The following is a 24,265-nucleotide window of genomic DNA, read 5'->3' as shown; positions in this document are numbered from 1 at the left end:
CGGGGTGCACCAGCACCTTGTTCCCATGCGCATCGGGGTCATCGGGACGGGCCGCATAGGCACCATTCACGCGAACACGCTCAGCCGTAATCGCGAGGTCGGATCGTTGATCCTCACGGACGTGGATCCCAGGCGGGCCCAGGATCTGGCGCACCGGCTGGGAGAGACGGCGGCACCCAGTACGGACGAGATCTTCCGGTGGGGCGTGGACGCCGTGGTGATCACCGCCGCCACCTCGGCCCATGCCGACCTGATCGGCCGGGCGGCGCGGTCCGGACTGCCGGTCTTCTGCGAGAAGCCGATCGCCCTCGACCTGCCGGGCACCCTGCACGCCCTGGCGGAGGTGGAGAAGGCCGGGACGGTGCTTCAGATGGGCTTCCAGCGCCGCTTCGACAAGGGGTACGTCGGTGCGCGGGAGGCGGTGCGCTCGGGCCGCCTCGGGCGGCTGCACACCGTGCGGGCGCTGACCTGCGACCAGTCGCCGCCCCAGCCGGAGTGGCTGCCGCTGTCCGGCGGGCTCTTCCGGGACACGTTAATCCACGACTTCGACGTGCTGCGCTGGGTGACCGGCCGCGAGGTCGTCGACGTGTACGCGACGGGCTCGGACGCCGGGCCCGCGATGTTCCGCGAGGCCGGCGACGTCGACACGGGCGCCGCGGTGCTCACCCTGGACGACGGCACACTGGCCACCGCGACCGCGGCCCGGCTGAACGGCGCCGGCTACGACGTCCGGATGGAACTGGCCGGCGAGCGGGACACCGTGGTGGTGGGCCTGGACGACCGTACGCCGGTGGCCTCGACCGAGCCGACCGGGCCGCCGCCCGCGGACAAGCCGTGGCCCGGCTTCCTGGAGCGGTTCGGGCCCGCCTACGAGGCCGAGCTGTGCGCCTTCGTCGACGTGGTGCGGGGCCAGCTGGCCAACCCCTGCGACGGGCGCGAGGCGCTCCAGGCGCTGCGGATCGCGGAGGCCTGTGAGATCTCCCGGCACGAGCGCAGACCGGTGGCGCTCGCTGAGATCCCGGACCGCCTGGCCTGACCCGATCCGATCTGCCCGCCCGACCTGATCCGATCTGCCGCAGCGGCTACCAGCGCACCGGGAGACTGCGCACCCCTCGCATCAGGGTGCCCGGCAGCCACTCCCCGTGCGGGCCGTCAAGAGCGAGGCCCGGGGCCCGCTCCAGGAGCGTGCGCAGGGCGATCCGGCCCTCCAGGCGGGCCAGGGGTGCGCCCAGGCAGTAGTGGATGCCGTGGCCGAAGGCCAGATGGCCGCGGTGGTCGCGGCGGATGTCGAAGCGGCCGGGCCCGGGAAAGCGGTCCGCGTCCCGGTCGGCGCCGGCCAGGCTGATCATCACGGGGTCGCCCCGGTCGATGGCGGTGCCGGCGATCTCCAGGGGCTCGGCGGCGTACCGGTACGTGGCGTTCTCCACCGGGCCCTCCCAGCGCAGGGTCTCCTCGACCGCGCCGTCCACGAGGCTCATGTCGGCGCGCAGGGCGGCGAGTTGGTCCGGGTGGGTGAGCAGGGCGAGGACGCCGTTGCCGATGAGGTTGACGGTGGTCTCGTGGCCGGCGATCAGCAGGACGAAGGCCATCCCGCGCAGTTCCCCGGCGGAGAGCCGGTCGCCGTCCTCGGCGGTGGTCCGGATCAGGTCGCTGAGCAGGTCGCCGCTCGGGCCGGCGCACCGCTTGTCCTCGATCAGCTCCGCCAGATAGTCGGCGAGCGCGACGAAGGCGTCGTACTCGCTGCCCGGGCTGCTGGACGCCACCACCTCGTTGGACAGCTTCCGGAAGCGCGCGCGGTCCAGCTCGGGGACGCCGAGCAGTTCGCTGATCACCGTGATCGGCAGCGGGTAGGCGAGGGCGTCGACGAGGTCGGCGCGGCCGCGCGGGAGCATCTCGTCGAGCAGGTGGTCGGTGATCTCCTGGATTCTCGGCTCCAGTCCGGCCACCCGGCGGGCGGTGAACGCGCGCGTGATCAGGCCGCGCAGCCTGGTGTGCTGGGGCGGGTCGGCGAGCAGCAGGTACTTGCCGATCAGCTCCTCGTCGAGGAACTTGAAACCGATCTTCTCGGTGTCCTTGGCCAGCCTGGGGTCGGCGAGCGCCGCGCGTGCCTCCTCGTAGCCCACGACCAGCCAGGTCTCGTGGTACTGGTCGGGAGGGGGCCACCGCACCCGGTGCACCGGGCCGCGCTCGCGCAGCCGCGCGTACACGGTGTGCGGGTCCGTGCGCAGAGCGTCGCCGTACTCGCCGAGATCGGTCACCTGCATGCCCAGCTCCCCCTTCAGGAGACCCCCGAGGCCGTCCCGTACCCGGAGAACGCACGAGCCGCCCCGGAGGTGCCCTATTCCTCCAGCAATCCCGCGTCGTAGGCGAGCAGGGCGATCTGGACGCGGTTGTTGAGGCCGAGCTTGGCCAGGATGCGGGAGACATGGGTCTTGACGGTGGCGACGCTCATGAAGAGGCCGGTGGCGATCTCGGCGTTGGCGAGGCCCCGGCCGACCGCGACGGCGACCTCCCGCTCGCGGTCGTTGAGGGCGGCGAGCCGGTCACGCGCGTGTGCCTGCCGGGTGTCGGCCTGGGTACCGGCCGCGTGCCGCATCAGCTGCCGGGTGACGGCGGGCGACAGCACGGGGTCGCCGGCCGCGACCCGGCGCACCGCGGTGACGATCTCGGCGGGCGGGGTGTCCTTGAGGACGAACCCGGCGGCTCCCGCGCGCAGCGCGTGCAACACCTGTTCGTCGGCGTGGAAGGTGGTCAGGACGACGACCTGCGGGGCGTCGGCACGCGCGCGCAGCCGCTCGGTGGCGGTGAGTCCGTCCACGGAGGGCATCCGGATGTCCATCAGGACGACGTCCGGGTGGGTGCGGTCCACGAGCGCCTCGACCTCGTCGCCGTCGGCGCCCTCCCCGACGATCTCGATGTCCCCGGCTCCGCCCATCATGAGGGCCAGCCCCGCCCGTACCAGCGGATCGTCGTCGACGAGCAGCAGTCTGATCGCGGTCATGTCTCCTACGTAACCATGCGGCTACGGCCGCGGTGGCCGTAGCGCGGGGGTCGTGTGGTCGGCGGGGGGGCGTCACGTGCCCGTCAGGCGGCACTCCAGGGCAGCCAGGCCCGTACCTCGAAGCCGCCGTCGCCGGTGGCCCGGTGCTCCAGCCGTCCCCCGGCCAGCGTGGCGCGTTCGGTCAGCCCGATCAGGCCCTGGCCGGAGCCGGGGACGTGCGGGGCCTCGGCCGCGGGGGCGGGGTTGTGCACGGTGATGTCCAGGCCGTCGCCCGGGGCGCCGGTGACGCGGACGGTGACCTCGGCGCCGGGGGCGTGCTTGCGGGCGTTGGTGAGGCCCTCCTGGGCGATGCGGTAGGCGGTGCGGCCGACGGAGGCGGGGACGGCGGCCGGGTCGCCGACGCTGTTGTCGAGGGCGACCGCCATGCCGGCCTGGCGGGACTCGGCGACCAGCGCGTCCAGGGCCGCGAGGGTCGGCTGCGGCCGGCCGCCCGCCTCGTCGCCGTCGGTCGCGCGCAGCACGCCGATGATCTCGCGCAGGTCCTGGAGGGCCTCGTGGGCGCTCTCACGGATGACCCCGGCCGCCCGGGCGATCTCCACCTGGGGCGCGTCGGGCCGGAACTCCAGTGCCCCGGCGTGCACGCTGAGCAGGGTCAGCCGGTGGGCGAGGACGTCGTGCATCTCGCGGGCGATGGCCTCCCGGGCCAGCCGCTGGGCCCGCTCGGCGCGCAGCCCGGCCTCGGTCTCGGCCCGCCGGGCACGGTCGCGCAGGCTGACCATGAGCTGCCGCTTGGAGCGTACGAACATGCCGAGGCTGAGGACCAGGAGGGTGAAGAGCACGACCAGGATGACGACCGCCAGGTAGGGCAGGTCGGGGTCGGGGCGCAGCCAGTAGAAGAGCGGGACCAGCGCGAGGTTGGCGCCCGCGATCCAGGCGACGTACCGGAACGGGCGGTGCACGGCCAGCGTGAACAGCGCGACCATGGCGGCGCCGCCCGCGGTGTCGGAGGCGAAGCCGACCGGGATCATGGCGATGGCCAGGCCCGTCGGCCAGCGGCGGCGCAGCCAGACCGCGGCGCAGGCGAGGCCGCCGATCAGCTGGTCGGCGACGGCCAGGCCGTGCGAGACGTTCGGGTCCTGGCGCATCGTGTTGGCGGCCGCCACGCCGAGGAGGACGGCCAGCAGGAAACAGCTGAAGTCGACCAGCCAGTCCCGCGCGGTGCGCCGGGGCCGGCGGCCGGCCGGACCCGCGTCGGGGTCGAGTTCATGGATCACGGCGGACGGGAAGAGCCACCGCCGCCCCTCGAACGTCCGTATGGAAAGGTCACCGCTCACGGTCGACAAATCTACGCAGGACCGGCCCGCGACACCTACCCGGGCACGGGATCGTCGACCAAAGTTGTGCTCTCGTGGACTTTCGGTGTGCCACGCGCGCGTGCGGACCGTCTTCCGGCGGGTACGACTCGCCCCACGGCCGATGGCATGGGGGGAGGCCGTGGGGCGAGGGTCGTACCGTGAAACAGCTGCTGGAACTGCTCGGATTCGTCGCTCTGGTGCAGGGTGTGCTGGGCCTGCTGCACGAGTTCACCCACTGGCGGGTGGGCCTCCTGCAACGGCTCGGCTTCCTCGACGGTTACGGCGTCTACGCGAGCGTGGCGCTGATCGTGCTGGCGTGCGCGCTGTTCGCCGTCGCGGAGAGCCGACGCCGATGATCCGACGTCGATGATCCGACGTCGACGAGCCGGCCCGGTCAGCGACTCAGCAACCGAAGTCGATCAGGTCGAACGTGACGTAGTGGTCCGCCGTGTAGTAGTCCTCCTCGTTCTCCTCGCCGGTCACGATGCGCCGTGCACCGCGCGTGGAGGAGCCGGGCGTCTTCACGGTGTACTCGTGGTAGTAGCCGCTGGACTGGCTCGGCAGGACGCCCTCCTGGTTGCGGAAGACGACCCCGTCCTGCGAGTACGGGAACGGCCCGTTCGACGCGATCAGGTCGAGCGTGTCGTACGCCTGCGACGGCAGGTCGCCGTAGCAGATGCTGCCGACCGAGGCGGCAGCGGCGTCCGCCGTGGTGACGGAGACCGTACCGCCGACGAGGAGGGCGGACAGCAGGGCGCCCGCGGCGCCGATGCGGGTGATTCGTGGGGGGAATCTCATGGCTCCATGATGACGCGCGTAGACAGTGGCATGTCAATGACAAGTCCGAAGAATTTCCCGTCAAGTCCCGTTCGTTTTCAGGGAATTAACCTGCGACCCAGGGCCTTCACGGGCGGTCCCCGACCTGGGGGAAGATCGGGGCCGGGCCGTTAGGCCGTCGCTTCCGCCGCGTAGGAGCCGTATTCGGGACGGCCCGCCAGGTCGTACGACTGGATGGAGACGCCCGTCGAGGTGATCCGCCCGCCGGTGTGCCGGAACTTCGTCGGCACGGCGCCCTCCTGGAAGAAGCGGCGGCCGGAACCCAGCACGACGGGGAAGGTCACGAGGTGCAGGGTGTCGAGGAGGCCGAGGTCCAGCAGGGAGCGGACCAGCGCGCCGCTGCCGTGCACCTGGAGCTCGCCGTCGGTGCGCTCCTTGAGGGCCGTGACCTCCTTGGCGAGGTCGCCGGCCAGGACCGTGGTGCCGGACCAGCCGGGGTCGGTCAGGGTCGCGGACAGGACGTACTTCGGGAGGGCGTTGAGCCTGGAGGCGATCGGGTTGCCGGGGTCGGTGATCTTCGGCCAGTACGCCGCGAAGATGTCGTACGTGCGGCGGCCGAGCAGGAAGGCGCCGGCCCGCTCGAAGACCTCGGCGACGAACCGGCCGAAGTCCTCGTCGCCGTACGTGAAGCTCCAGCCGCCGTGGGTGAAGCCGCCGCTGGGGTCCTCCTCGGGGCCGCCGGGTGCCTGGTAGACGCCGTCGAGGGTGACGAACATGGTGGAGACGAGATTGCCCATGGGGTGCCTGCTTCCCGGGGTGCGGTCTGCGGTCTGTGGTCATCAGCTCAGACCCTCGGGGCACCGGCAACTCATCGGTCGGCGGGGCGCCTCATCCCGCGTGGGTCGAGAACAGTCCGCCGGTCGGCCCCTGCTTGTCGCCGCCCTGCGCCTTCTTCAGGGCGTTGGCGAGGCTCTCGATGGTGAGCGACTGGAGGATCACCCGGCCGTTGCCCTCCAGCGTGGCCAGGGAGAGGCCCTCGCCGCCGAAGACCGCGTTCATCAGGCCCTGGCGGTTGAGGCCGCCGACGCGCTGGACGCCGTACTGGATGCCCTCCTCGAAGGCGACGACGCAGCCCGTGTCGACCTCGATACGGCCGCCGAAGTCGGCGGGGTTCAGGTCGATGAAGTTGCCCGCGCCGGCGATGATCACCGTGCCGTGACCGGTGAACTTCTCCAGGATGAAGCCCTCGCCGCCGCTCATGCCGGTACGGCCGCCGGCGAAGGCGATGCCGAACTCGACGGTGGACTCGGCCGCGACGAAGGCGTCCTTCTCGGCGAACCACGCGCGCGTGCCGTTCAGCTCCAGGGCGCGCATCTCGCCCGGGAGCACGCCCGCGAACCCGACGGTGCCCTCGCCGCCCTGGGAGGTGAAGTACTGGAACGCCAGCGACTCGCCGGCGAGCATGCGCTGGCCGACCTGCATGGCGGTGCCCATGGCCTGGCGCAGCATGCCGCCCATGCCGCCACCGCCGCCGCCCTGCGCCTGACCGCCGTTGCCCTGCGGGCCGCTCAGCCGGGTCTCCATGGTCACGTTCGTCGTCTTGAACAGGAACTTGCCGGCCTCGCAGTAGACGGTCTGGCCGGGGTGCAGGTTGACGATCGCCATCTGCATGGCGTTGCCGACGATTTCTTGCTGAAGAGTCACGGCAGAAGAACGTAGCCGACGGTCCGGCGGTTCCCCTCGCCCACCCACCCACCCGACTCGGTCCCCTGAGCAGCGAGGCCTCAAAAGACCAAGACACCCCCCTCGAAGAGTGTCCCGCTCCAGGCCCCCGCCGACCTCCCGCGCGGGACGAAGCGCCTACCCGGACACCGCGGCCGCGCATCGGCACACCCCCGCCCCGTACCCGGCCCTGACGACACATCCCCAACCCCCTCATCCCGACGGCCTTCATCCGGCCATCCCAGCTCCCCCAACCACCCCATCCGACCATCCCGGCTCCCCCAGCCGCCCCATCCGGACGGCCTCGGCCGACGGCCCCGGCTCCCCCGACCACCCCACCCCGACGGAACCCGACCAACGGCCCCGGCTCCCCCAGCCGCCCCATCCGGACGAACCCGACCGACGGGCCCGGCTCCCCCGACCACCCCACCCCGACCGAACCCGACCAACGGCCCCGGCTCCCCCAGCCGCACCATCCGACCGAACCCGACCGACGGTCCCGGCTCCCCCAGCCGCACCGTCCGGACGATCCCGGCCACCCCATCCCGACCGAACCCGACCGACGGCCCCGCTTCTCCGACCACCCCATCCGGACGGGCCCAGCCGCCCCATCCGGACGGCCTCGGCCGCCCCGTCCGGACGGGTCCGGCTGTCTCCTCTCCCGGCAGCCTCGGTCGCCCCACCCCGACAGCCTCGGGCGCTGTGTTCTGTCGTCGCTTTTCGAGTTCGTCCTGTGAGAAGGCGAGTCGGGTGGGTGGGTGGGCGAAGAGGTCAGGACAGTTCGCGGTGCCGTGTGGTCAGGGCCGCTGCTCCCGCTTCCGTCGGCGTACCGAACAGCCGCAGGCGGGAGATTCCGCCGTCCGGGAAGATGTCCACGCGCACGTGCGTGCCGACGGCCGGGGTCGGAAGGGCGAAGCGGTGGTTGGTGTCCGGCTGGAGGCGGGTGCGCGGGAGGATCTCCGTCCAGGGGCCGTCCTCGCCGTCCTGTACCGACACCGACGCCCAGCCCGCGCTGTTGCCCTTCAGGTACGCCGTGTCGATCTCGATCGCGCGGAGCTGGCACTGGGCGGCGAGCCGGTAGCGGATCCAGTCGTTGCCCTGGTCGCGGCGGCGGCGCGTCTCCCAGCCGTCGTCCATCTTCCGGGAGCGGCCCGGCTGGATGGTGTTGGTGGCCGGCGAGTAGAAGAGGTCGGAGGCGTCCTCGACCCGGCCGCCGTTCTCCAGGGCGACCACGTCGAAGGTGCCGAGCACGGCGAGCCACTCGGGGTCGGGCACGACCTCGCCGTACACGCGCAGGCGCGCGATGCCGCCGTCGGGGTGCTGGTTGACGCGGAGGTGGGTGAAGCGCTGTTCCAGGGACACCGCGAAGCCGTTCGCCGCGTGGCCGCCGACGGGGGTGCGGGGGACGAGGGTCGTCCACTTCACGTCGTCGCCGAGGAGCTCCGCCGGGGACGGCGAGCCGGCGACCGACGTGCCCTCGACGGACACCGCCTGCGGGTAGTTGCCGCGGAAGTGGGCTGTGTCGACGACGATCCCGCGGACCACCCCGGCGGCGCCGAGCCGGACCAGCGCCCAGTCGTGGTCCTCGGCGGTGGGCCAGGGCCGACCGGCCGAGGCCCCGCGGCGGCGGCGCGTCTCCCAGCCGTCCATGATCTTGCCCTTGTGCCCGAAGTGCTCGGGGTCGAACTCGGCCCGCCCGGGTACCAGCAGGTTCTCCCGCTGGGCGAAGAACTCGTCGTTGGCGGCGACGACCCCGGCACCGAGCTGCCGGCCGGCGAGGTCGGCGTACTGGGTGAAGGGGAAGTCGGCGGTGCGGTAGTCCGCGTACGGGTCGCCGCCGGAGTAGGGGTGCGCGTCGCCGGTGAAGGTCGGGATCGCCGTCAAAGGTGTTCCTTTCGGTGTCGGCCGCTGCGGGTGCGGGAGGAGAAGGGGGTCAGGGGGTGCGGGTGAGGAGGTGGCCCTTCGGGGGCGTGAACTCGCCGTCCGCGACGATGCGTTCGCCGCGCAGCCAGGTGGACTTCACGACGCCGTACAGGGTCTTGCCCGCGTATGCGGTGACCCGGTTGCGGTGTTGCAGTCCCGCCGGGTCCACCGTGAAGGTCTCGTCGGGCGCGAGGACGGCGAAGTCGGCGTCCCGGCCGGCCGCGATGGCGCCCTTGCGGTCGTCGAGGCCGGCCAGCGCGGCCGTACGGGCGGACATCCAGCGGACCACGTCCTCAAGGCCGTGGCCGCGCCTGCGGGCTTCCGTCCACACGGCGGCGAGGCTGAGCTGGAGGCCGGAGATGCCGCCCCAGGCGGTCGCGAAGTCGCTCGTCTTGAGGTCGGCCGTGGAGGGCGAGTGGTCGGTGACCACGCAGTCGACGGTGCCGTCGGCCAGCGCCTGCCAGAGCAGGTCCTGGTTGGCCGCCTCCCGGATGGGCGGGCAGCACTTGAACTCGCTGGCGCCGTCCGGGACTTCCTCGGCGGTGAGGGTGAGGTAGTGCGGGCAGGTCTCGACGGTGAGACGGACACCGTCCGCCTTGGCCGCCGCGATCAGCGGCAGCGCGTCGGACGAGGAGAGGTGCAGGACGTGCACGCGCGCGTGCAGGCGTTTCGCCTGGGCGATCAGCTGGGCGATGGCCGTGTCCTCGGCGTCGCGCGGACGGGAGGCGAGGAAGTCGGCGTACTTCGGGCCGCCCTGCTGCGGGGCGGCCGCCAGGTGGCGCGGGTCCTCCGCGTGCACGATCAGCAGGCCGTCGAAGGAGGCGATCTCGGCCAAGGACCGGGCCAGCTGCTCCTGGTCGAGATGCGGGAACTCGTCCACGCCGGACGGCGACAGGAACGCCTTGAAGCCGAAGACTCCGGCCTCGTGCAGCGGGCGCAGGTCCTTGACGTTGTCGGGCAGCGCTCCGCCCCAGAAGCCGACGTCGATGTGCGCCTTGTCGGCCGCGACCCGTTGCTTGACGCGCAGGTTCTCGACGGTGGTGGTCGGCGGGAGGGAGTTGAGCGGCATGTCGACCAGCGTGGTGATGCCGCCGGCCGCCGCGGCGCGGGTGGCGGTCCAGAAGCCCTCCCACTCGGTGCGGCCGGGATCGTTCACGTGGACGTGGGTGTCGACCAGGCCGGGCAGCAGGACGTCGTCACCGAGGTCCTCCAGCCGGGCGCCCTCGGGGACGGGGGCGTCGTACGGCAGTACGGCCGTGATCGTCCCGGCGGACACGGCGACCGAGGCGGCCCGTGTCCCCTCCGGGGTGATGACGCGCGTCGAGCGCAGCACCAGTTCAGCGTCGGACACCCGGACCCCTCTCTCTGCCGCCGTTTTACTTCCGCGAAACGGGATTTACGCCCACGTAACGGAGTTCAACGTTCTGTTGAAGGAGTCTTCACTCCCGCCCTAGCGCCGTCAAGGGCACACTGGCCACTCGGCTCCCCGGAGGCATCCACTCTGGACGTTTCCACAAAGCGGAATTACAATTCCGGCAAGCAGAACGTAGCTACCTACGACCGGGGAGTCAACCGACCGCCGGGTAGGCTTCTGCCCTTCCCGCCAGTCCGAAAGGAACGCGCCGTGCCGACGTCCAGCGCCAGCACCTCCGACTCCGCCAGGTCCAACGCCGGCGGCGTCCAGTCCCTCGAGCGCGCCTTCGATCTGCTGGAGCGGATGGCGGACGCGGGCGGCGAGGTGGGCCTCAGCGAGCTGTCCGCGAGCAGCGGGCTGCCGTTGCCGACGATCCACCGGCTGATGCGCACGCTGGTCGTCTGCGGCTATGTGCGGCAGCAGGCGAACCGGCGGTACGCGCTCGGGCCCCGGCTGATCCGGCTCGGCGAGTCGGCGTCCCGGCTGCTCGGCACCTGGGCGCGGCCGTACCTCGCGCGGCTGGTCGAGGAGACCGGCGAGACGGCGAACATGGCGCTGCTCGACGGGGACGAGATCGTGTACGTGGCGCAGGTGCCGTCGAAGCACAGCATGCGGATGTTCACCGAGGTGGGCCGGCGGGTGCTGCCGCACTCCACGGGGGTGGGCAAGGCCTTGCTGGCGAACGTGCCGGACGCGGAGGTGCGGGCGCTGCTGGGGCGGACCGGGATGCCGGCGGCGACGGAGAAGACGATCACCACGCCGGAGGGGTTCCTGGCGGCCCTGGCGGAGGTGCGGGAGCTCGGGTACGCCGTGGACGACAACGAGCAGGAGGTGGGGGTGCGGTGCCTCGCGGTGTCCGTGCCGGACTCGCCCACGGCGGCGGCCATTTCGATCTCCGGGCCGGCGGGGCGGGTGACGGAGGCGGCGGTCGAGAAGATCGTGCCGGTGCTGCAGCAGGTGGCCGTTGAGTTGTCTCAGGCGTTGGTGAGTTCAGGAGCCTGAGGGGTAGGGCCGACAGGAGCGTTGGCGGGTGCGGATGGTGCGTGGTTGCTCGCGCAGTTCCCCGCGCCCCCAGGTCGGCGATCTTGGCGGCGTCTTAACGTCTCGGTTCTCCGAACAGGTCCACCGCCTGGCGTACGTCCGACAGGCCCCGGGAGAGGGCGCTCATCGAACCGATCGCGCCCGCGATCAGTAACAGGGAGCGGCGCAGGCGGGGGATCTCCGGGATGCCGCCCGTCGCCATCGCCGCCAGGGCCGCCAGTTCGTCCTCGGCTATCGCGCGGTCCGGGAACTCGGCCGGATGTGCGGCCAGTTCACGGCGCAGCCGGGAGACGGCCGTGCGCAGTTCTGTCACCCTCGGATCCTCGTCACTGCCGGTCACTGGCCTCTGCCCCAAGCTCTGCAACACAGCCCTCCCCCCTCGCCAGGTGCCCCAGGACGACGGTCGGGCGCCCGGGGACGCGGGTCAGTAAACGCCCTGCCGTACGGAAAGCGCTACAGCGCGGACCGAATTTCAGTCCTTCGGAACCGGCCGCCCGCTCCGGCGTCGGGTATGCAGGACGCATGACGGACACGCATGACCAGATCGCCGGGCTGCTGCTCGCCGCCGGCGGCGGCAGACGGCTCGGCGGGCGGCCCAAGGCACTGCTGACGCATCGGGGGCGGCCCCTGGTGGAGTACGCGGTCGGGGTGCTGCGCGCGGGCGGCTGCAGGCCGGTGCACGTGGTGCTGGGGGCCCGTGCGGACGACGTGCGGGAGCGGGCCGAGCTCGGCGGCTGCGTGGTCGTCGAGAACCCGGACTGGGCGGCGGGCATGGGGTCCTCGTTGCGGGCGGGGCTGGAGTCGCTCGCCGGAGCGGGGGTGCGGGCGGCCCTGGTGTCGCTGGTGGACCAGCCCGGGATCGGGGGCGCGGCGGTGGCCCGGGTGCTGGGCGGGTACCGGGACGAGGACTCGCTGGTGTCGGCCGCCTACGACGGGGTGCGCGGGCATCCCGTGCTGTTCGGTGCCCGGCACTGGGCCGGGATCGCCGCGAGCGCGACCGGGGACCGGGGCGCCCGCGCCTACCTGAAGGCCCACCAGGACGCGATCACGCTCGTCGAGTGCGGGGACGTGGCCGAGCCGTACGACATCGACACGGAGGCCGACCTGGGTCACCTTGAGTGAAAGAGATGGCACTCGGCGCCATCTTCGCTCGACCCGAAGAATCTCGACATCAACAAACCATTGAACTTCCACAATGAGGAAACTAGTATCCACTGTTCAGAAGCGCCCGTCCCCTGATCGGGTGCGTTTCGCTCTACCCGGAACGACTGGCACCCGGTGCCACCGCCGAAGGAAGTGACAGCTCATGTCCGCACCAGCGCCGTCTCCGCCGGCCATCGTCGACGCCGAGCCCCTGCCCCGGCAGGAGGAGGTCCTCACCGACGCGGCGCTCGCCTTCGTGGCCGAGCTGCACCGGCGGTTCTCGCCGCGCCGTGCCGAACTCCTCGCCCGCCGTGCCGAGCGCCGCGCCGAGATCGCCCGCACCTCGACCCTGGACTTCCTCCCGGAGACCGCCGCCGTCCGCGCGGACGACTCCTGGCGGGTGGCCCCCTCCCCCGCCGCGCTCAATGACCGGCGGGTCGAGATCACCGGTCCGACCGACCGCAAGATGACCATCAACGCCCTCAACTCGGGCGCCCGGATCTGGCTCGCCGACTTCGAGGACGCCTCCGCCCCGACCTGGGAGAACGTCGTCCTGGGCCAGCTGAACCTGATCGACGCCTACACCCGGGCCATCGACTTCACGGACCCGGCGAGCGGCAAGTCGTACGCCCTGCGCCCCAGCGAGGAGCTCGCGACGGTCGTGATGCGGCCGCGCGGCTGGCACCTGAACGAGCGGCACGTCCAGGTCGACGGCGAGCAGGTGCCCGGCGCCTTCGTCGACTTCGGGCTCTACTTCTTCCACAACGCGCAGCGGCTGCTCGACCTCGGCAAGGGACCGTACTTCTACCTCCCGAAGACCGAGTCGCACCTCGAAGCCCGGCTCTGGAACGACGTGTTCGTCTTCGCGCAGGACTACGTCGGCATCCCGCAGGGCACCGTCCGCGCCACCGTGCTGATCGAGACGATCACGGCCGCGTACGAGATGGAGGAGATCCTCTACGAACTGCGCGACCACGCCTCGGGGTTGAACGCCGGGCGCTGGGACTACCTGTTCTCCATCGTGAAGAACTTCCGTGACGGCGGGCCCCGGTTCGTCCTGCCGGACCGCAACGCGGTGACGATGACCGCCCCGTTCATGCGGGCGTACACCGAACTCCTCGTCCGTACCTGCCACAAGCGCGGCGCGCACGCGATCGGCGGCATGGCGGCCTTCATCCCGTCCCGCCGGGACGCCGAGGTCAACAAGGTGGCCTTCGAGAAGGTCCGCGCCGACAAGGACCGCGAGGCGAACGACGGCTTCGACGGCTCCTGGGTCGCCCACCCCGACCTGGTCCCGATCGCCATGGAGTCCTTCGACAAGGTCCTCGGCGACAAGCCGAACCAGAAGGACCGGCTGCGCGAGGACGTCCACGTCGAGGCCGCCGACCTCATCGCGGTCGACTCGCTGGAGGCGAAGCCGACCTACGCCGGTCTGGTCAACGCCGTCCAGGTGGGCATCCGCTACATCGAGGCGTGGCTGCGCGGGCTCGGTGCGGTGGCCATCTTCAACCTCATGGAGGACGCGGCCACCGCCGAGATCTCGCGTTCGCAGATCTGGCAGTGGATCAACGCCGGTGTCGAGTTCGAGAACGGCGAGAAGGCCACGCCGGAGCTGGCCCGCAGGATCGCCGCCGAGGAACTCGACGCCATCCGCGCGGAGACCGGCGACGAGGCCTTCGCGGCCGGCCACTGGCAGCAGGCCCACGATCTGCTGCTCACCGTCTCCCTCGACGAGAACTACGCGGACTTCCTGACGCTGCCCGCGTACGAACAGCTGCGCGGCTGACCTACTCCGGTGCCGGCTTGTCCGAGTGGCCCAGGGACTTCCCCGGGGCCACTCGGTCGCGTACCGCCTGCTTCACGGCCGTGGGCTCGGGGAAGCCCTGCTCGCGCCGGTCCCACACCACCTCGTCGCCGACCCGTACGACGAAGACGCCGCCCTTGCCCGGCTTCAGCGCCAGCTCCGTCAGCTCGGTCTCGAAGGTGGTCAGCAGCTCCTGCGCCAGCCAGGCCGCCCTCGGCAGCCAGCGGCACTGGGTGCAGTACTCGATCTCGACGCGCCGACTGTCACTCATCGGGCCATGGTAACCGGACGTGATCACACGACGAGTTCACCGGCGAAGTGGCAGGCGGCCCGCTGTCCGGCCGGCGTACGCACCAGCCGCGGGTCGGTCTCCGTGCAGACCGTCCGCTCCGGGTGCGCCAGCGGGCCGATCGGGCAGCGGGTGCGGAACCGGCAGCCGGAGGGCGGGTTCGCCGGGCTCGGCAGGTCGCCCCGCAGGACGATGCGCTTCCGGTCGGGTGCAGCGATGAACAGGTGGCCCGGGCCGAGTAGGCCCTGCAGCCGCTGCGGCAGGCTGCAGGTCCGGGCCTGGGAGCGACGTGTCCAGCGCGGAGACCGACCGACGGTCATCCGAGGTGCACGGACCAGTCCTGCTCCGCGGCGGGCTCGCCGTGCAGGTCGGGAACCCGCTTCAGCCAGTCCGGGCGTCCCCGCCGGGTCCTGGCCGCGCGGGCGGCCTCCTCGGCCGCGAGCTGGTCGCGGCCCGGGAAATCGGTGGGGAGCCACTCGGCGGAGGCCCGCACCCGGGCCAGCAGATAGCCGATGTAGGCCTCGCGCATCTCGTCGGGTGTGCCGAAGCCGGTGAGCCAGGCGTCCGGGACCTCGGCGAGGACGTCCCTGAGCAGTTGTTCGGTCACCCGAGGTGCGAGTTCGGCGTCGGCGGCGCGGGTGTCGGGGGCGTACCGGCCGAGGGCGTGGTGGCGGAAGTCGTACGCCTTCTCGGGCGCCGAGGTGTCCCAGCGGTGGTGGAAGACGAGGGCGGCGCCGTGGTCGATGAGCCACAGGCGCGGGGGTGCGATGCCCAGGGTCGGCCAGACCATGAGGTTGGAGCTGTGCACGGTGCGGTCGACGTTGACGGTGAGCGCGTCCAGCCAGACGATCCGGCCCGCCTCCACCGGGTCCACCGGGAAGAGCTCGGCGATCTGCGGGGTGAAGTCCTGCGCGCCGGGCAGGAAGTCCATCCCGAGGTTCACCCCGCCGCTGGCCGCGTGCAGGTCGCGCACCTCCTGGTACGGCTCGTCCCCGGCGATCGCCGGGTCGAAGTGCACCAGGACCAGCTCGGGGAACCGCAGCCCGAGCGCCCGCGCCAGCTCCCCCACGATCACCTCGGCGACCAGCGCCTTGTGCCCCTGCGCGGATCCGGTGAACTTGACGACGTAGGTACCGAGGTCGTCGGCCTCGACGATCCCGGGCACGGAGCCGCCGGAGCGCAGGGGCTCAATGTAGCGGGTCGCGGTGACCTCTCTCAGCACTTCCTCAGGTCACCTCGCTCTTCAGCCTTGCAATCCATGGGTGACCCTGGGGGTGTCGAGGAATGAGACAGTCGGCCATCAGCCCTGGGGAGAATCTGGGGAGTTTCGAATGGCATGCGGATCTCCCTGCCTCCCCAGCAGTCCGTCGATTGCCGTCCGGCCCTTGCTTCCGGCCTCCGGCATGAAGTGAGCATAGTAACCGAGGGTGATTGCCGGCGAGGAGTGTCCGGGCCACCGAGCCAGGGTCACGACGGACTCTCCCGCCTCCAGCATGATGGAGGCGTAGGTGTGCCTTGTGTCCGCAGAGGTCGTGTGCGGTGAGCTCGTGTCGCCATCAAGCAGGTCCGTTGCCGGGACCACTTTCGCGATGCTGGGAACGACACGTGTTGCATTCCGACCTTGTTGGTGTGCTGTAGATCACCGGCTGGGGGTGGGCGGGGACACCGTCTGCGGAGCCCCGCCCAATAGTCGATCAGTTCCAGGTCATGTTGATCTCACGTCCGAAATTGATGTATCCAGCGCGCCGGAAGGCGTTCGCCATCGGGATGTTGCCGAGGTCTGTGGACGCGCGGATGCGGGGGACGTCCTGCCCGGCAAGGATTCGGGTGCCCTCGGCAAGGATGTCGTCGATGTAGCCGTTGCCGCGGTGTGAGGGCAGGACCGCGATGTAGGCGATGATCGCGTTGTAGTCGTTGCGGGCCGGGATGACGAACCCCACTGGCTCTCCGTGGGGCAGTGCTGCGATGCGCCACCAGTCCCGCGGGCTCGCGTAACGCGCCAGCTCGTCCTCGTAGTGCCGGACGGCCGCTTCGTGCACTGACATCCGGGTCAGGTCGTCACGGCCATGTGCGTCCAAGGTCCCGTCAAGAACCGAGGCCATCAGAGCCACGAGTTCCTCGCCATCGTGGACCGGCCGGAAGATGAGGCACCCGTTGGGCTCGGGGACTGGCGATTCCGGACGCCATTCCAGGCGTAGTCGTTCGACGAAGAGGCGGGCACCGGTCCGTTCAAGTACCGTCATGCGGTCTTCGACGGCTTGTCTCGTCACCGCGTTCTCACGCCAGTCCGGCGGGATGAATCGGCTGTACTCAGGGTGACGGGACCCCTTCGGGAGGGTGGCGGCCATCGCGGTCTGCAGAAGTCGCACCCCGATGTCCACGTGATCGGAGCCCGAGGCGCTGTCTTCGATGTCGAGGATGTCCAGGATGAGCGGTGCGTCGCCGGCTGATCGGCTCCACCAGGCTGCCCTGGCGAGCAGGCGGTCACCGCGCAAGGCGACCCACATCCACTCAGGACGTCGGCGGCCGTCGGACAGGTCGTCCGCCAATTCCTCGTTGAGGTCGTAAGGCAGTTGGGAGAAGAGGTCGAGTTCTTCACGTCCGGTGATCGGACGCATGGTCAGGTCGTTCGTTTTCACGGTCAAGGCACGCTCCGGTGAAGGCGCCCGTCCGCTCCGGGGTCAGACGCGGTCAGCACCCCGGGAGGACACAAGCGCGGTGATCATGGGGATCATGGGCTTATCCCTCCTCTCGCTGTCGTGGCCCCCCAACCCTCGTGGCGGGGGTCCAGCGGTAACGTCTATCCAACCGCAGCCCTCGTCCGCAAACCCTTTTCGAGCACCCTGCTTCCGGCAGTGCCGAACAGCGAGCCCGGGGCTGTCAGCTGCAGGTTCCAATCACCGTGGTTCGCGGAGCGGGAAGGCGGCTCACCCGGCTTGTCCCGGCGGTGGACTCTCGCAGGCGAACGATCCGACCAGCGGACGGTCGGCCGTCGGGGTGCCGGCCAGCTTGAGGCAGAGGGCCCGGGACGGGTCGGTGAACCAGCAGTGGTCTGCGGGCCCGAGGTGCAGGACCTTGGCACGTTTGGTCAGGAGGTTCAGCACGTCACGGTCACTGCGCTGTGTCTTGGGTGCCGTTGCTGCCGTTGCGTCGAGCTTCTCGTCGATGCCGGCAAAGAACTCGGCGAGGTGCCGGGCGCCGGGGCCGGCCGGGATTGCAAGACCGTCGCGGTAGTGGCCGGCCTGGTAGCGGGACTCATGTCAGGGGGCCTGTGGACGATAGCCGGGTACATCGGCTGGGTCGACAGCCTGGGTTACCATCGCGGAACCAAGATCAAGTTCACCAGCGCGGGCAAGGTCCCGTATGAGTTCTGGCACCAGTGAGAAGTTCCTGGACCCAGGGCCGGAAACTGTCGATATGTGTCAACAGATACTCCCCGTCAGGAACGCTGAGAATGAAGCTTGCACGAATAGCACTCGCTGTCTCAGTCTTCTGGGGCGTGATCTCGGGACTATGCCTCATCGCGGCGCTCGTCTCCTGGGCCGGAAACCTCGGACCGCACCGCACGCCGATCGTGCTGGCCGAGTATGGGGCGAAATTCCTTCTCATCGCCGCTATCTGCTGGGCACTCCAGCGGATAAAGCGATAAGACGGGAGCCGTCTCATCAGGCCGTTGTCTTGCCAGCGTCGTGGGTGAGATCCGAGCCGATGTTCATCCGGGCGGCATCCTCGGACCCGGAGATGAGAGCGGTGAGCATTGCGGCGCGAACCACACCAGCTCCGTGACCAGCCGTTGCGGGTCAGGACGTTGGTGACGTGAGTTGTTGGCAGATCAGCTGGTGAGCAAGTTGTGCCGTCGCGAGCAGGTCCTCGCGAGCCGTGTCGGCGTTGGACCGCACTGACAATCCGTGCCAGACGGATTGGATGAGCCCGGTCAGGACCGCTGCGTTGGTGCACGCGGCCAGTTCCCCGTCCTGGATCGCTCGTTCGATGCGCACGAGGAGGGCCTGCTCGTTCGAGCTGTGCAGTTCGGCGACGTAGGCGCTGGTATCGAGCGTGCTCGTGCTGTCGGTCATCACGGCGCTGCTGATGAGACATCCGGGGTGCGTGTCGCTTGGCTGGGTGAACTCGTGGACCGAGTCGGTGAGGATGCGTTCGATGACCGTCTGGATGTCCTTCTCGGCGACAGCCTGCTGGTAGATCTCGCGGTAACGCTCGGCGTAGGTCCGCACCGCTTCCTCGAACAGTCCGGCCTTGCTGCCGAAGGCGGCGTAGAGGCTGGAGGTGGAAAGCCCGAGGGTCGCGGCCAGGGTGCGGGTCGAGGTGCCGGAGTAGCCGCGTCGCCAGAAGAGGCGAGCGGCGTCAAGGACGGCACGGTCGCGGTCGAAGGCTCGAGGGCGTCCACGGTTGCGTTCGGTCACGCTTGCATTGTAGATCGTTCGCTCCATAATGGATTTATGGAGCGAACGATTCAGAAGAAGCTTGCAGTCAGCGGGGGCAGCTGGGTCACGGTCGATGTGTACGGGGAGCCGGATGCCCCGGGCCTCGTCGTCGTCCCGGGCGTGATGAGCGATGCGCATACGTGGCGCCACGTTGCGGCCGCCATCGACGCTTGGCCCTCAGTGGTAGTCGTAAACCGTCGGGGACGTGCCTCCTCAGGGCCGTTGACCCATTCCTACTCGCTGCGGACAGAGGTTGGGGACCTCGGCGTGGTCCTTGACGAGTTCGACAACGCGAGGGCCCTCTTCGGCTGGAGCTACGGCGGCTTGATCAGTTTGATGGCCGCCAACGATCGCCCGATTCCCCAGGTGATCGCCTACGAGCCGGTGATGCGGCCATTCGGACGCCATGCACTGCCGGACCTGAAGAACGCGGCGGAGACGGCGGACTGGGATCGCTGCGTCGAGATCGTCAATCGGCAGATCTCCGGCTTCTCCGCTGCGCATGTCGAGGATCTCCGGGCCGATCGGCACGGTTGGGCGATCTTGCGCCGCTTGAGCGGACCGCTGTACGCCGAACTCGGCGCGCTCAACACGACACCGCCTCCGGATGTGATGGCGCGACAGGCAGATCAAGTCGACCTGATCATCGGGCAAAGCAACCGCGGAACGGCCCCCTACGGAACGTCGTTCGACGACGTGCGGCAGCACGTCGCTCACGCCGGAGTCCACGAACTCCCCGGCCAGGGCCACCTGGCCCACATTCAGGCGCCGGCTGAGCTTGGCCACCTGCTCAACATCCTCGCCGCCGTCTGACGGGCACCCATGCCAACCCTGGTCAACGGCGACCTGCCGTCGGCGTTCCTGCGCGCGCGCCATCCCACGTGGCGCTCGCGCCAGGCGCCCAAGGCGCTGTACCAGACGGTCGGGAGCCGGGCCCGGCTGGCTGTGTGGCTCACCGACCGGGGCATCGCCACGCTGGGCGACTGCACCACCCATGTGCTGGGCGAGTACGGCCTTGACCTTCGGGACAGCGGGACGGCCCGCATCACGGTGCGCAGTGGGCTGTCGTCGCTGACTCGACTGTGGGTCTTCGACCAGCTCAGCGGCCGGTCCAGCGGGATCGGCTGCCCGCCCTGGGAGACGGAAGGGGTGGACGACTACCTGCCGCCAGCGACGTCAGGCGGCGAGAACGCCACCGAGGCAATCGCCGAGCAGACCCTGGGCCCCCTGCTCATCTGGGCCATCCGCACCGTCGAGGAATTCAGCGACGACATCCTGACCGCCTGGACCGAAAGGAACCGCCTACGCGACGCGGCCACGGCCAACGTCGCCACGCCCGCCTCGCAGGCCTCACTCAGGACCTTCATGGACCGGATCGACACCGACCGGCTGCCCATCCCTCGCATGGATTGGCCGGGCAGAACCACGCCCGCGGGCACCTGCATCGCCGCGCTCGCCGGCGCCTCGCTCAACCAGGTCTACAACGCCTCCCGTGATCGAGGATGGCGTCAGGCCGCCCTGCGACGGCCCGGTCCCTGCCCGCTCGATGTCCTGGTCACCGGCCTGCTCGGCGACACCGCGTGGCGAGAGGCCATCGACTACACCGAAGCAGCCATCCTGATGCGCCGGTTGGGCACGGCCTGCTTTATCGTCATCGCCTACCTGACCGGGATGCGCCCCGGCGAGGCGGCCGGACTGCGCAGCTGCTGCTGCCCCGACCCGGAGCCGGACAACACAGGGCTGCAGGGACACCACTTGATCACAAGCACCGTGTACAAGACCGCCCGCGACGAAGACGGCAACCACCGCTCCGAGGGCGAAATCCGCGATGTTCCCTGGGTGGCCATCGCCCCCGTCGCGAACGCCATCCGCGTCCTGGAACGCAGGATTCCCCAAGGGCAGCTGCTGTTCGACCACCACGCCCACGACCTGCGCGGCACCCGGGCCGGCACCGGCTCCCTCACCGTCCACACGCTAGGAATCCGGGTGGAGGACTTCGTCACGTGGCCAACTACGAGGCGACTGCCCGCGGGTTGGTTCATGAGGTCATCCCGCCGGATCCACACGGCAAGATCGGTACTTAGCGGTTCCGCAGAAGTCTGGCTTGGCACATCGCCCGTCGGCCTGGCGGGCTTGTCGCTCTCGCGATTCAGTACGGCCATCTGCGGACTTCCGTATCAGCCGGCTACGCCGCGCGCAGCCGGGACGGCATCCACGACCTCCTCGACGTCGAGACCGCTCGCGCCACCATCGACACCGTCGCCGACCTGAACGCCGCTCTCAAGGACGGCGTCGGCATCTCCGGGCCCGCTGCCCGCCGGGCCATCAAGGCCGCCGCCACCGCGGCCCAGTACACCGCCAACGTCATCACCGCCCGGCAGGCCCGCCAGATCTTCGTCAACCCTCAACTGGCCGTCTACGACAACCCCAACACGGACCAGAGCAGGTGAGATCGTCGGCGCCGGGGCGCCGCTCGATCACAGCCCCTATGGCTGGGCGGGGCAGGCTGACGGGACACCTTGTCGGCGCAGGAGTCGGCCTGCGGGCCGCCACAGGGCGAAGGCCAGGCCGAGGACGAGTGGGATCTGCAGGGACTGCTGGATCACCGGGGGCCCGGGCTTGTCCCCCCGCCTGAGCGGGGCACGGCCCTGCGGATCGACGGTCACCGTGTAAGTGCCGCCTACCGCCCACTTCCAGCCCATGAGCCCGTTCTCCTCGATCGGAGCCAGCGGTGGGCCGTCGAGGACGGTGACCGTGTAGAGGTGGGCGCTGTCACCCATGCCGTCGCCGGCGGACCACTGAATCTGTCGGACCCTGACGTGTTCGGTACGCCCGTGCTGGTGCAGTTCCTGCTGATCCAGCTCCTTGTTCTGCAGGAACAGCACCCCGAAGAGGCACACCGCACACAGCAGCCACCTGATGTCCAACCACCAGCACGTGCCCAGGAACACGCAGGCTAGGAGGAGCGCCAGCGCGCACAGCACGTCGATCCGCTGGGCGTGCGCGACGACGGCTGTGCGCACGATCGCCCACAGCGCCAACGCTGTGCCGGTGCTTGCGGCGCCCACCAGCACCCGCCAAGCCACGCCTGTCCGCCCTGTGCCCGCTTCCTCCGCGCTCACCCTCACCCCTGCTCTCGACGAAACCGCCGGCCTGATGGTGCACGCGCTCCAATGTATGGATTGTTCAACGATCCTTCAATAGGATGGTTCAACATCCAGCCGTCCGCCTCGCGGACGCGGAACGGCAACCAACCGGAGGGCTGCAGGAGATGAGCGGGCGTCAGTACGGTCAGTACGAAGAGGTCGACGACCTCGGGGAGATCCTGTTCTGCGACGACCCCGCGCTGCTGCTCGGGGGCATCCTCATGGGTCTGGAGACCGCGGAAGGCACAGTCACCCTCGATCACGCGCAGACACGTCACATGCCCGCTGCCCTCTTCGAGTTCAGGCGTAGCCTGAGGGTGAACGGCTACGGAATCCAGTACGCCGTGCCGCAGGCAGCCTCAATCGACGAGGTACCCAAGGAACCGCAGATCGAAGGCGCCATCCTGTTCGGCATGCAGCGCCTACCGCCCGAATTCTCCGACGTGCGCCTGCCCGACCCGCCAAGATCCGACGATGACGGCGTCTGCCTCGACAACAAGCGGCCCACCATATTCGACGAGCTGCGCATGCGTGAACCACCGCGACGCGACCCCGACGAGGTCTATTTCGGCATGAAACGAAGGCCGCCCGGCTACGCCGACCTGCGCTCGGTCCCCGGATGGGAGCTGCACGAGATACCCGATGACCAGCCAGGACCGTGGCAGAACTTCGGACACACCTACTCCAGGCTGGAACTGCGGACGCCCGACGGGGACATCTACTCCCGGACCTGGGTCCCGCACGACCCCGAGTGGGAGGCCGCCGCCCTGCGTCACGGATACGTCGTGTGCCTGTGCGGCGTGACACTGGGCGTCCGCGCACCGTACGGGATGACCGACGCGCAGTACACCCCGGACATGCGCCACGAATACTTCCGCAGCGGATGCGCAGTGGGTCTGACCGTCGGCGGACTCGTCGCCTACGTCGACCACCGCTGACGCGCAACACCAAGGCGGCATGCATCGAGTACGAGCTGGGCCCCCGCCCACGACCGAAGACACAGCACGAAGCGCAGGCCGTTAGGAGGCGGGCGTCGGCATCCGATCACGCCGCCGTGCAGCCCGCCCGGAACAGATCCTGTGCTCGCTCCACGTCCCTCGGCGTACGGAGCTGCACCTCCAGATCGCCCGTCCCGTGGTGACCGAGCCCGGACACGTCCCGGGTGAAGCCCGAAACGAGGTCGACGTCCGTCGGATCGACCTTCAGGTAGACCAGCAGCCTGCTGCGCTGCGGCGGGCACAGTCAGGCGAAGTTCCGCAGCCGCTGATACGCCCGGTACGGTCTTGCGATCCACGCGGTTCACGCCGTCCCCGAGCCCGAGCAGAACCTCGTCGACCGCGCCCGCCAACTCCATCATCGCCGCCCCTGCGGCGCCGGCCGCCGCTCGGGCAACCGGGCGGCGCCGTGCCCGGCGAGCCACCTGCATGCCGCCGCTCATCGAGGCCACGGTCTCAAGCCCGAGCAGGTCGCTGCCGAAGAGTCGGTGGCGGACCAGGTCGATCGAACGCCGGTGCTCGCGCACGGCATGCACGTCGTAGCGGGTGAAATCGCCGGAGGACCTGCGCCGCGGGCGAGGTGGCCTGGCCGGCGCGTGGTTTCCCGGCGACCAAGGACCGCAGGGCGTCGCCGGGGAAGATGAAGATGCGGTTGGCGATCTCGGGGGTGGTGTGGAAGTGCTTCTTCGTCACGACGTGGTGCATGAAGTAGGCGTCGGCCGAGATGTGGGCGTCACCGCCCTGGTCGTGCGGGTCCCGCAGGGTCATCGCACCTCGTACCCCGACGTACAGCCTGAGGTGGTGGTGCTCGTGCGTACCGACCGCCTGGGTGCTCACGGATGAGGAGCCCCAGAGTTCGTTGACGACTGTGTCCTGCAGGGCCACCGAGCACATGGTTCCCTGGAAGCCGTCGACCGTAGAAGCGGTGAATTCCGGCAGCCCAGGTCTCCCACGCGGTCGTTCCAGGTGTCGATTAGCGGCTCCCACGTTCTCCGGCCGGTTCCGGTGGCGTCGGCGGTGAACGTGCCCACCTTGTCGCTCGGTCCAGGGAAGCACGGTCTGCTGCTCATGCGTCCTCCGCGCCGATGAACATGTCGCTGGAACCCCATCTGGTGTCGCAAACGTCCCGTGGCCCAGCCGATGAGGCGGGAACAGGAGGCATGACTTCTGATGCTGCTGGGCAGCCGATTCTCTCTGTACGTCACTTCGTTCC

24 protein-coding genes and 3 pseudogenes are annotated in these 24,265 nt (G+C 70.1%); 8 read left to right on the top strand and 19 right to left on the bottom strand.

Annotated elements, in window-relative coordinates; all coding sequences use genetic code 11:
• Nucleotides 1-25 precede the first annotated feature (25 nt).
• Nucleotides 26-1,036, top strand: coding sequence for a Gfo/Idh/MocA family protein (locus ACWGKQ_RS26635; protein ID WP_453294472.1), 1,011 nt, complete (start codon nucleotides 26-28; stop codon nucleotides 1,034-1,036).
• A 46-nt stretch (nucleotides 1,037-1,082) separates the two neighbouring features.
• Here the strand turns inward: ACWGKQ_RS26635 and ACWGKQ_RS26630 are convergent, their stop codons facing one another.
• The 3 genes from ACWGKQ_RS26630 to ACWGKQ_RS26620 all read right to left on the bottom strand — a co-directional run bounded on the left by ACWGKQ_RS26630 (nucleotide 1,083) and on the right by ACWGKQ_RS26620 (nucleotide 4,344).
• Nucleotides 1,083-2,264, bottom strand: coding sequence for a cytochrome P450 family protein (locus ACWGKQ_RS26630; protein ID WP_453294471.1), 1,182 nt, complete (start codon nucleotides 2,262-2,264; stop codon nucleotides 1,083-1,085).
• Nucleotides 2,265-2,338: 74 nt separating this feature from the next.
• Complete coding sequence (locus ACWGKQ_RS26625; protein WP_453294470.1) at nucleotides 2,339-3,001, bottom strand: response regulator; 663 nt, start codon at nucleotides 2,999-3,001, stop codon at nucleotides 2,339-2,341.
• Between the two features lie 83 nt (nucleotides 3,002-3,084).
• Complete coding sequence (locus ACWGKQ_RS26620; RefSeq protein ID WP_453294469.1) at nucleotides 3,085-4,344, bottom strand: sensor histidine kinase; 1,260 nt, start codon at nucleotides 4,342-4,344, stop codon at nucleotides 3,085-3,087.
• Between the two features lie 170 nt (nucleotides 4,345-4,514).
• Here ACWGKQ_RS26620 and ACWGKQ_RS26615 point away from each other — a divergent pair, with 170 nt between their 5' ends.
• Complete coding sequence (locus ACWGKQ_RS26615) at nucleotides 4,515-4,712, top strand: hypothetical protein (protein WP_453294468.1); 198 nt, start codon at nucleotides 4,515-4,517, stop codon at nucleotides 4,710-4,712.
• 46 nt (nucleotides 4,713-4,758) lie between these two features.
• Here ACWGKQ_RS26615 and ACWGKQ_RS26610 read toward each other — a convergent pair whose 3' ends face one another.
• The 5 genes from ACWGKQ_RS26610 to allB form a co-directional block, all read right to left on the bottom strand.
• Nucleotides 4,759-5,154, bottom strand: coding sequence for a ribonuclease domain-containing protein (locus tag ACWGKQ_RS26610; protein ID WP_453294467.1), 396 nt, complete (start codon nucleotides 5,152-5,154; stop codon nucleotides 4,759-4,761).
• 149 nt (nucleotides 5,155-5,303) lie between these two features.
• Complete coding sequence (locus ACWGKQ_RS26605; RefSeq protein WP_453294466.1) at nucleotides 5,304-5,930, bottom strand: dihydrofolate reductase family protein; 627 nt, start codon at nucleotides 5,928-5,930, stop codon at nucleotides 5,304-5,306.
• 91 nt (nucleotides 5,931-6,021) lie between these two features.
• A complete protein-coding gene (locus tag ACWGKQ_RS26600; protein WP_453294465.1) occupies nucleotides 6,022-6,837 on the bottom strand; it encodes an AIM24 family protein in 816 nt (271 codons plus the stop codon).
• A 789-nt stretch (nucleotides 6,838-7,626) separates the two neighbouring features.
• A complete protein-coding gene (gene alc, locus ACWGKQ_RS26595; protein WP_453294464.1) occupies nucleotides 7,627-8,739 on the bottom strand; it encodes an allantoicase in 1,113 nt (370 codons plus the stop codon).
• Between the two features lie 49 nt (nucleotides 8,740-8,788).
• A complete protein-coding gene (allB, locus tag ACWGKQ_RS26590) occupies nucleotides 8,789-10,129 on the bottom strand; it encodes an allantoinase AllB (RefSeq protein ID WP_453294463.1) in 1,341 nt (446 codons plus the stop codon).
• Nucleotides 10,130-10,402: 273 nt separating this feature from the next.
• On the opposite strand from allB, the gene ACWGKQ_RS26585 reads away from it, so the two are divergent.
• Complete coding sequence (locus ACWGKQ_RS26585) at nucleotides 10,403-11,194, top strand: IclR family transcriptional regulator (protein WP_453294462.1); 792 nt, start codon at nucleotides 10,403-10,405, stop codon at nucleotides 11,192-11,194.
• Nucleotides 11,195-11,288: 94 nt separating this feature from the next.
• Here the strand turns inward: ACWGKQ_RS26585 and ACWGKQ_RS26580 are convergent, their stop codons facing one another.
• Nucleotides 11,289-11,600, bottom strand: coding sequence for a DUF5955 family protein (locus tag ACWGKQ_RS26580; RefSeq protein WP_453294461.1), 312 nt, complete (start codon nucleotides 11,598-11,600; stop codon nucleotides 11,289-11,291).
• 155 nt (nucleotides 11,601-11,755) lie between these two features.
• Here ACWGKQ_RS26580 and ACWGKQ_RS26575 point away from each other — a divergent pair, with 155 nt between their 5' ends.
• Complete coding sequence (locus ACWGKQ_RS26575) at nucleotides 11,756-12,355, top strand: nucleotidyltransferase family protein (RefSeq protein WP_453294460.1); 600 nt, start codon at nucleotides 11,756-11,758, stop codon at nucleotides 12,353-12,355.
• Nucleotides 12,356-12,539: 184 nt separating this feature from the next.
• Nucleotides 12,540-14,162, top strand: a complete 1,623-nt coding sequence (aceB, locus tag ACWGKQ_RS26570) for a malate synthase A (protein WP_453294459.1) — start codon at nucleotides 12,540-12,542, stop codon at nucleotides 14,160-14,162.
• A gap of 1 nt (nucleotide 14,163) precedes the next feature.
• On the opposite strand, the gene ACWGKQ_RS26565 is transcribed toward aceB, so the two are convergent.
• The 7 genes and pseudogenes from ACWGKQ_RS26565 to ACWGKQ_RS26535 all read right to left on the bottom strand — a co-directional run bounded on the left by ACWGKQ_RS26565 (nucleotide 14,164) and on the right by ACWGKQ_RS26535 (nucleotide 18,890).
• Nucleotides 14,164-14,451 carry a SelT/SelW/SelH family protein gene (locus tag ACWGKQ_RS26565; RefSeq protein ID WP_453294458.1) on the bottom strand — a complete coding sequence of 96 codons (288 nt, stop codon included), beginning with the start codon at nucleotides 14,449-14,451 and terminating at the stop codon, nucleotides 14,164-14,166.
• A 32-nt stretch (nucleotides 14,452-14,483) separates the two neighbouring features.
• Nucleotides 14,484-14,672 (bottom strand): annotated as a pseudogene (locus tag ACWGKQ_RS26560) (oligopeptide/dipeptide ABC transporter ATP-binding protein); the annotation flags it as partial.
• A gap of 113 nt (nucleotides 14,673-14,785) precedes the next feature.
• Nucleotides 14,786-15,691 carry a HipA family kinase gene (locus ACWGKQ_RS26555; RefSeq protein WP_453294457.1) on the bottom strand — a complete coding sequence of 302 codons (906 nt, stop codon included), beginning with the start codon at nucleotides 15,689-15,691 and terminating at the stop codon, nucleotides 14,786-14,788.
• Nucleotides 15,692-15,769: 78 nt separating this feature from the next.
• Nucleotides 15,770-15,985: pseudogene (locus tag ACWGKQ_RS26550) on the bottom strand (site-specific integrase); the annotation flags it as partial.
• Nucleotides 15,986-16,163: 178 nt separating this feature from the next.
• The gene (locus tag ACWGKQ_RS26545; protein WP_453294527.1) at nucleotides 16,164-17,087 is read right to left on the bottom strand and encodes a GNAT family N-acetyltransferase; all 924 of its coding nucleotides are present in this window, start codon (nucleotides 17,085-17,087) and stop codon (nucleotides 16,164-16,166) included.
• A gap of 309 nt (nucleotides 17,088-17,396) precedes the next feature.
• Nucleotides 17,397-17,573 carry a hypothetical protein gene (locus tag ACWGKQ_RS26540; protein WP_453294456.1) on the bottom strand — a complete coding sequence of 59 codons (177 nt, stop codon included), beginning with the start codon at nucleotides 17,571-17,573 and terminating at the stop codon, nucleotides 17,397-17,399.
• Nucleotides 17,574-18,269: 696 nt separating this feature from the next.
• Nucleotides 18,270-18,890 carry a TetR/AcrR family transcriptional regulator gene (locus tag ACWGKQ_RS26535; protein ID WP_453294455.1) on the bottom strand — a complete coding sequence of 207 codons (621 nt, stop codon included), beginning with the start codon at nucleotides 18,888-18,890 and terminating at the stop codon, nucleotides 18,270-18,272.
• Nucleotides 18,891-18,926: 36 nt separating this feature from the next.
• Here ACWGKQ_RS26535 and ACWGKQ_RS26530 point away from each other — a divergent pair, with 36 nt between their 5' ends.
• The gene (locus ACWGKQ_RS26530) at nucleotides 18,927-19,724 is read left to right on the top strand and encodes an alpha/beta fold hydrolase (RefSeq protein WP_453294454.1); all 798 of its coding nucleotides are present in this window, start codon (nucleotides 18,927-18,929) and stop codon (nucleotides 19,722-19,724) included.
• A 9-nt stretch (nucleotides 19,725-19,733) separates the two neighbouring features.
• The gene (locus ACWGKQ_RS26525; protein WP_453294453.1) at nucleotides 19,734-21,182 is read left to right on the top strand and encodes a hypothetical protein; all 1,449 of its coding nucleotides are present in this window, start codon (nucleotides 19,734-19,736) and stop codon (nucleotides 21,180-21,182) included.
• A 215-nt stretch (nucleotides 21,183-21,397) separates the two neighbouring features.
• Here ACWGKQ_RS26525 and ACWGKQ_RS26520 read toward each other — a convergent pair whose 3' ends face one another.
• Nucleotides 21,398-21,997, bottom strand: coding sequence for a hypothetical protein (locus ACWGKQ_RS26520; protein WP_453294452.1), 600 nt, complete (start codon nucleotides 21,995-21,997; stop codon nucleotides 21,398-21,400).
• Between the two features lie 185 nt (nucleotides 21,998-22,182).
• On the opposite strand from ACWGKQ_RS26520, the gene ACWGKQ_RS26515 reads away from it, so the two are divergent.
• On the top strand, nucleotides 22,183-22,995 hold the full coding sequence (locus ACWGKQ_RS26515; protein WP_453294451.1) for a hypothetical protein: 813 nt from the start codon (nucleotides 22,183-22,185) through the stop codon (nucleotides 22,993-22,995).
• A 106-nt stretch (nucleotides 22,996-23,101) separates the two neighbouring features.
• Here the strand turns inward: ACWGKQ_RS26515 and ACWGKQ_RS26510 are convergent.
• Nucleotides 23,102-23,612, bottom strand: a pseudogene (locus tag ACWGKQ_RS26510) (DUF5655 domain-containing protein); the annotation flags it as partial.
• A complete protein-coding gene (locus ACWGKQ_RS26505) occupies nucleotides 23,509-23,937 on the bottom strand; it encodes a hypothetical protein (protein ID WP_453294450.1) in 429 nt (142 codons plus the stop codon). The pseudogene ACWGKQ_RS26510 and the gene ACWGKQ_RS26505, both read right to left, overlap by 104 nt.
• Nucleotides 23,938-24,265: the final 328 nt, after the last annotated feature.

The organism is Streptomyces sp. NPDC054770 (assembly GCF_053611985.1).
Note: the sequence above shows the minus strand (reverse complement) of the source record. Positions and strands in the feature narration are given on the sequence as shown.

Excerpts from the sequence above, each read along its gene's own strand:
- ACWGKQ_RS26635 (WP_453294472.1), top strand. The coding sequence starts at position 26 with ATGCGCATCGGGGTCATCGGGACGGGCCGCATAGGCACCATTCACGCG.
- ACWGKQ_RS26630 (WP_453294471.1), bottom strand. The coding sequence starts at position 2,264 with ATGCAGGTGACCGATCTCGGCGAGTACGGCGACGCTCTGCGCACGGAC.
- ACWGKQ_RS26625 (WP_453294470.1), bottom strand. The coding sequence starts at position 3,001 with ATGACCGCGATCAGACTGCTGCTCGTCGACGACGATCCGCTGGTACGG.
- ACWGKQ_RS26610 (WP_453294467.1), bottom strand. The coding sequence starts at position 5,154 with ATGAGATTCCCCCCACGAATCACCCGCATCGGCGCCGCGGGCGCCCTG.
- ACWGKQ_RS26605 (WP_453294466.1), bottom strand. The coding sequence starts at position 5,930 with ATGGGCAATCTCGTCTCCACCATGTTCGTCACCCTCGACGGCGTCTAC.
- ACWGKQ_RS26575 (WP_453294460.1), top strand. The coding sequence starts at position 11,756 with ATGACGGACACGCATGACCAGATCGCCGGGCTGCTGCTCGCCGCCGGC.
- aceB (WP_453294459.1), top strand. The coding sequence starts at position 12,540 with ATGTCCGCACCAGCGCCGTCTCCGCCGGCCATCGTCGACGCCGAGCCC.
- ACWGKQ_RS26565 (WP_453294458.1), bottom strand. The coding sequence starts at position 14,451 with ATGAGTGACAGTCGGCGCGTCGAGATCGAGTACTGCACCCAGTGCCGC.
- ACWGKQ_RS26545 (WP_453294527.1), bottom strand. The coding sequence starts at position 17,087 with ATGCGTCCGATCACCGGACGTGAAGAACTCGACCTCTTCTCCCAACTG.
- ACWGKQ_RS26530 (WP_453294454.1), top strand. The coding sequence starts at position 18,927 with ATGGAGCGAACGATTCAGAAGAAGCTTGCAGTCAGCGGGGGCAGCTGG.
- ACWGKQ_RS26525 (WP_453294453.1), top strand. The coding sequence starts at position 19,734 with ATGCCAACCCTGGTCAACGGCGACCTGCCGTCGGCGTTCCTGCGCGCG.
- ACWGKQ_RS26515 (WP_453294451.1), top strand. The coding sequence starts at position 22,183 with ATGAGCGGGCGTCAGTACGGTCAGTACGAAGAGGTCGACGACCTCGGG.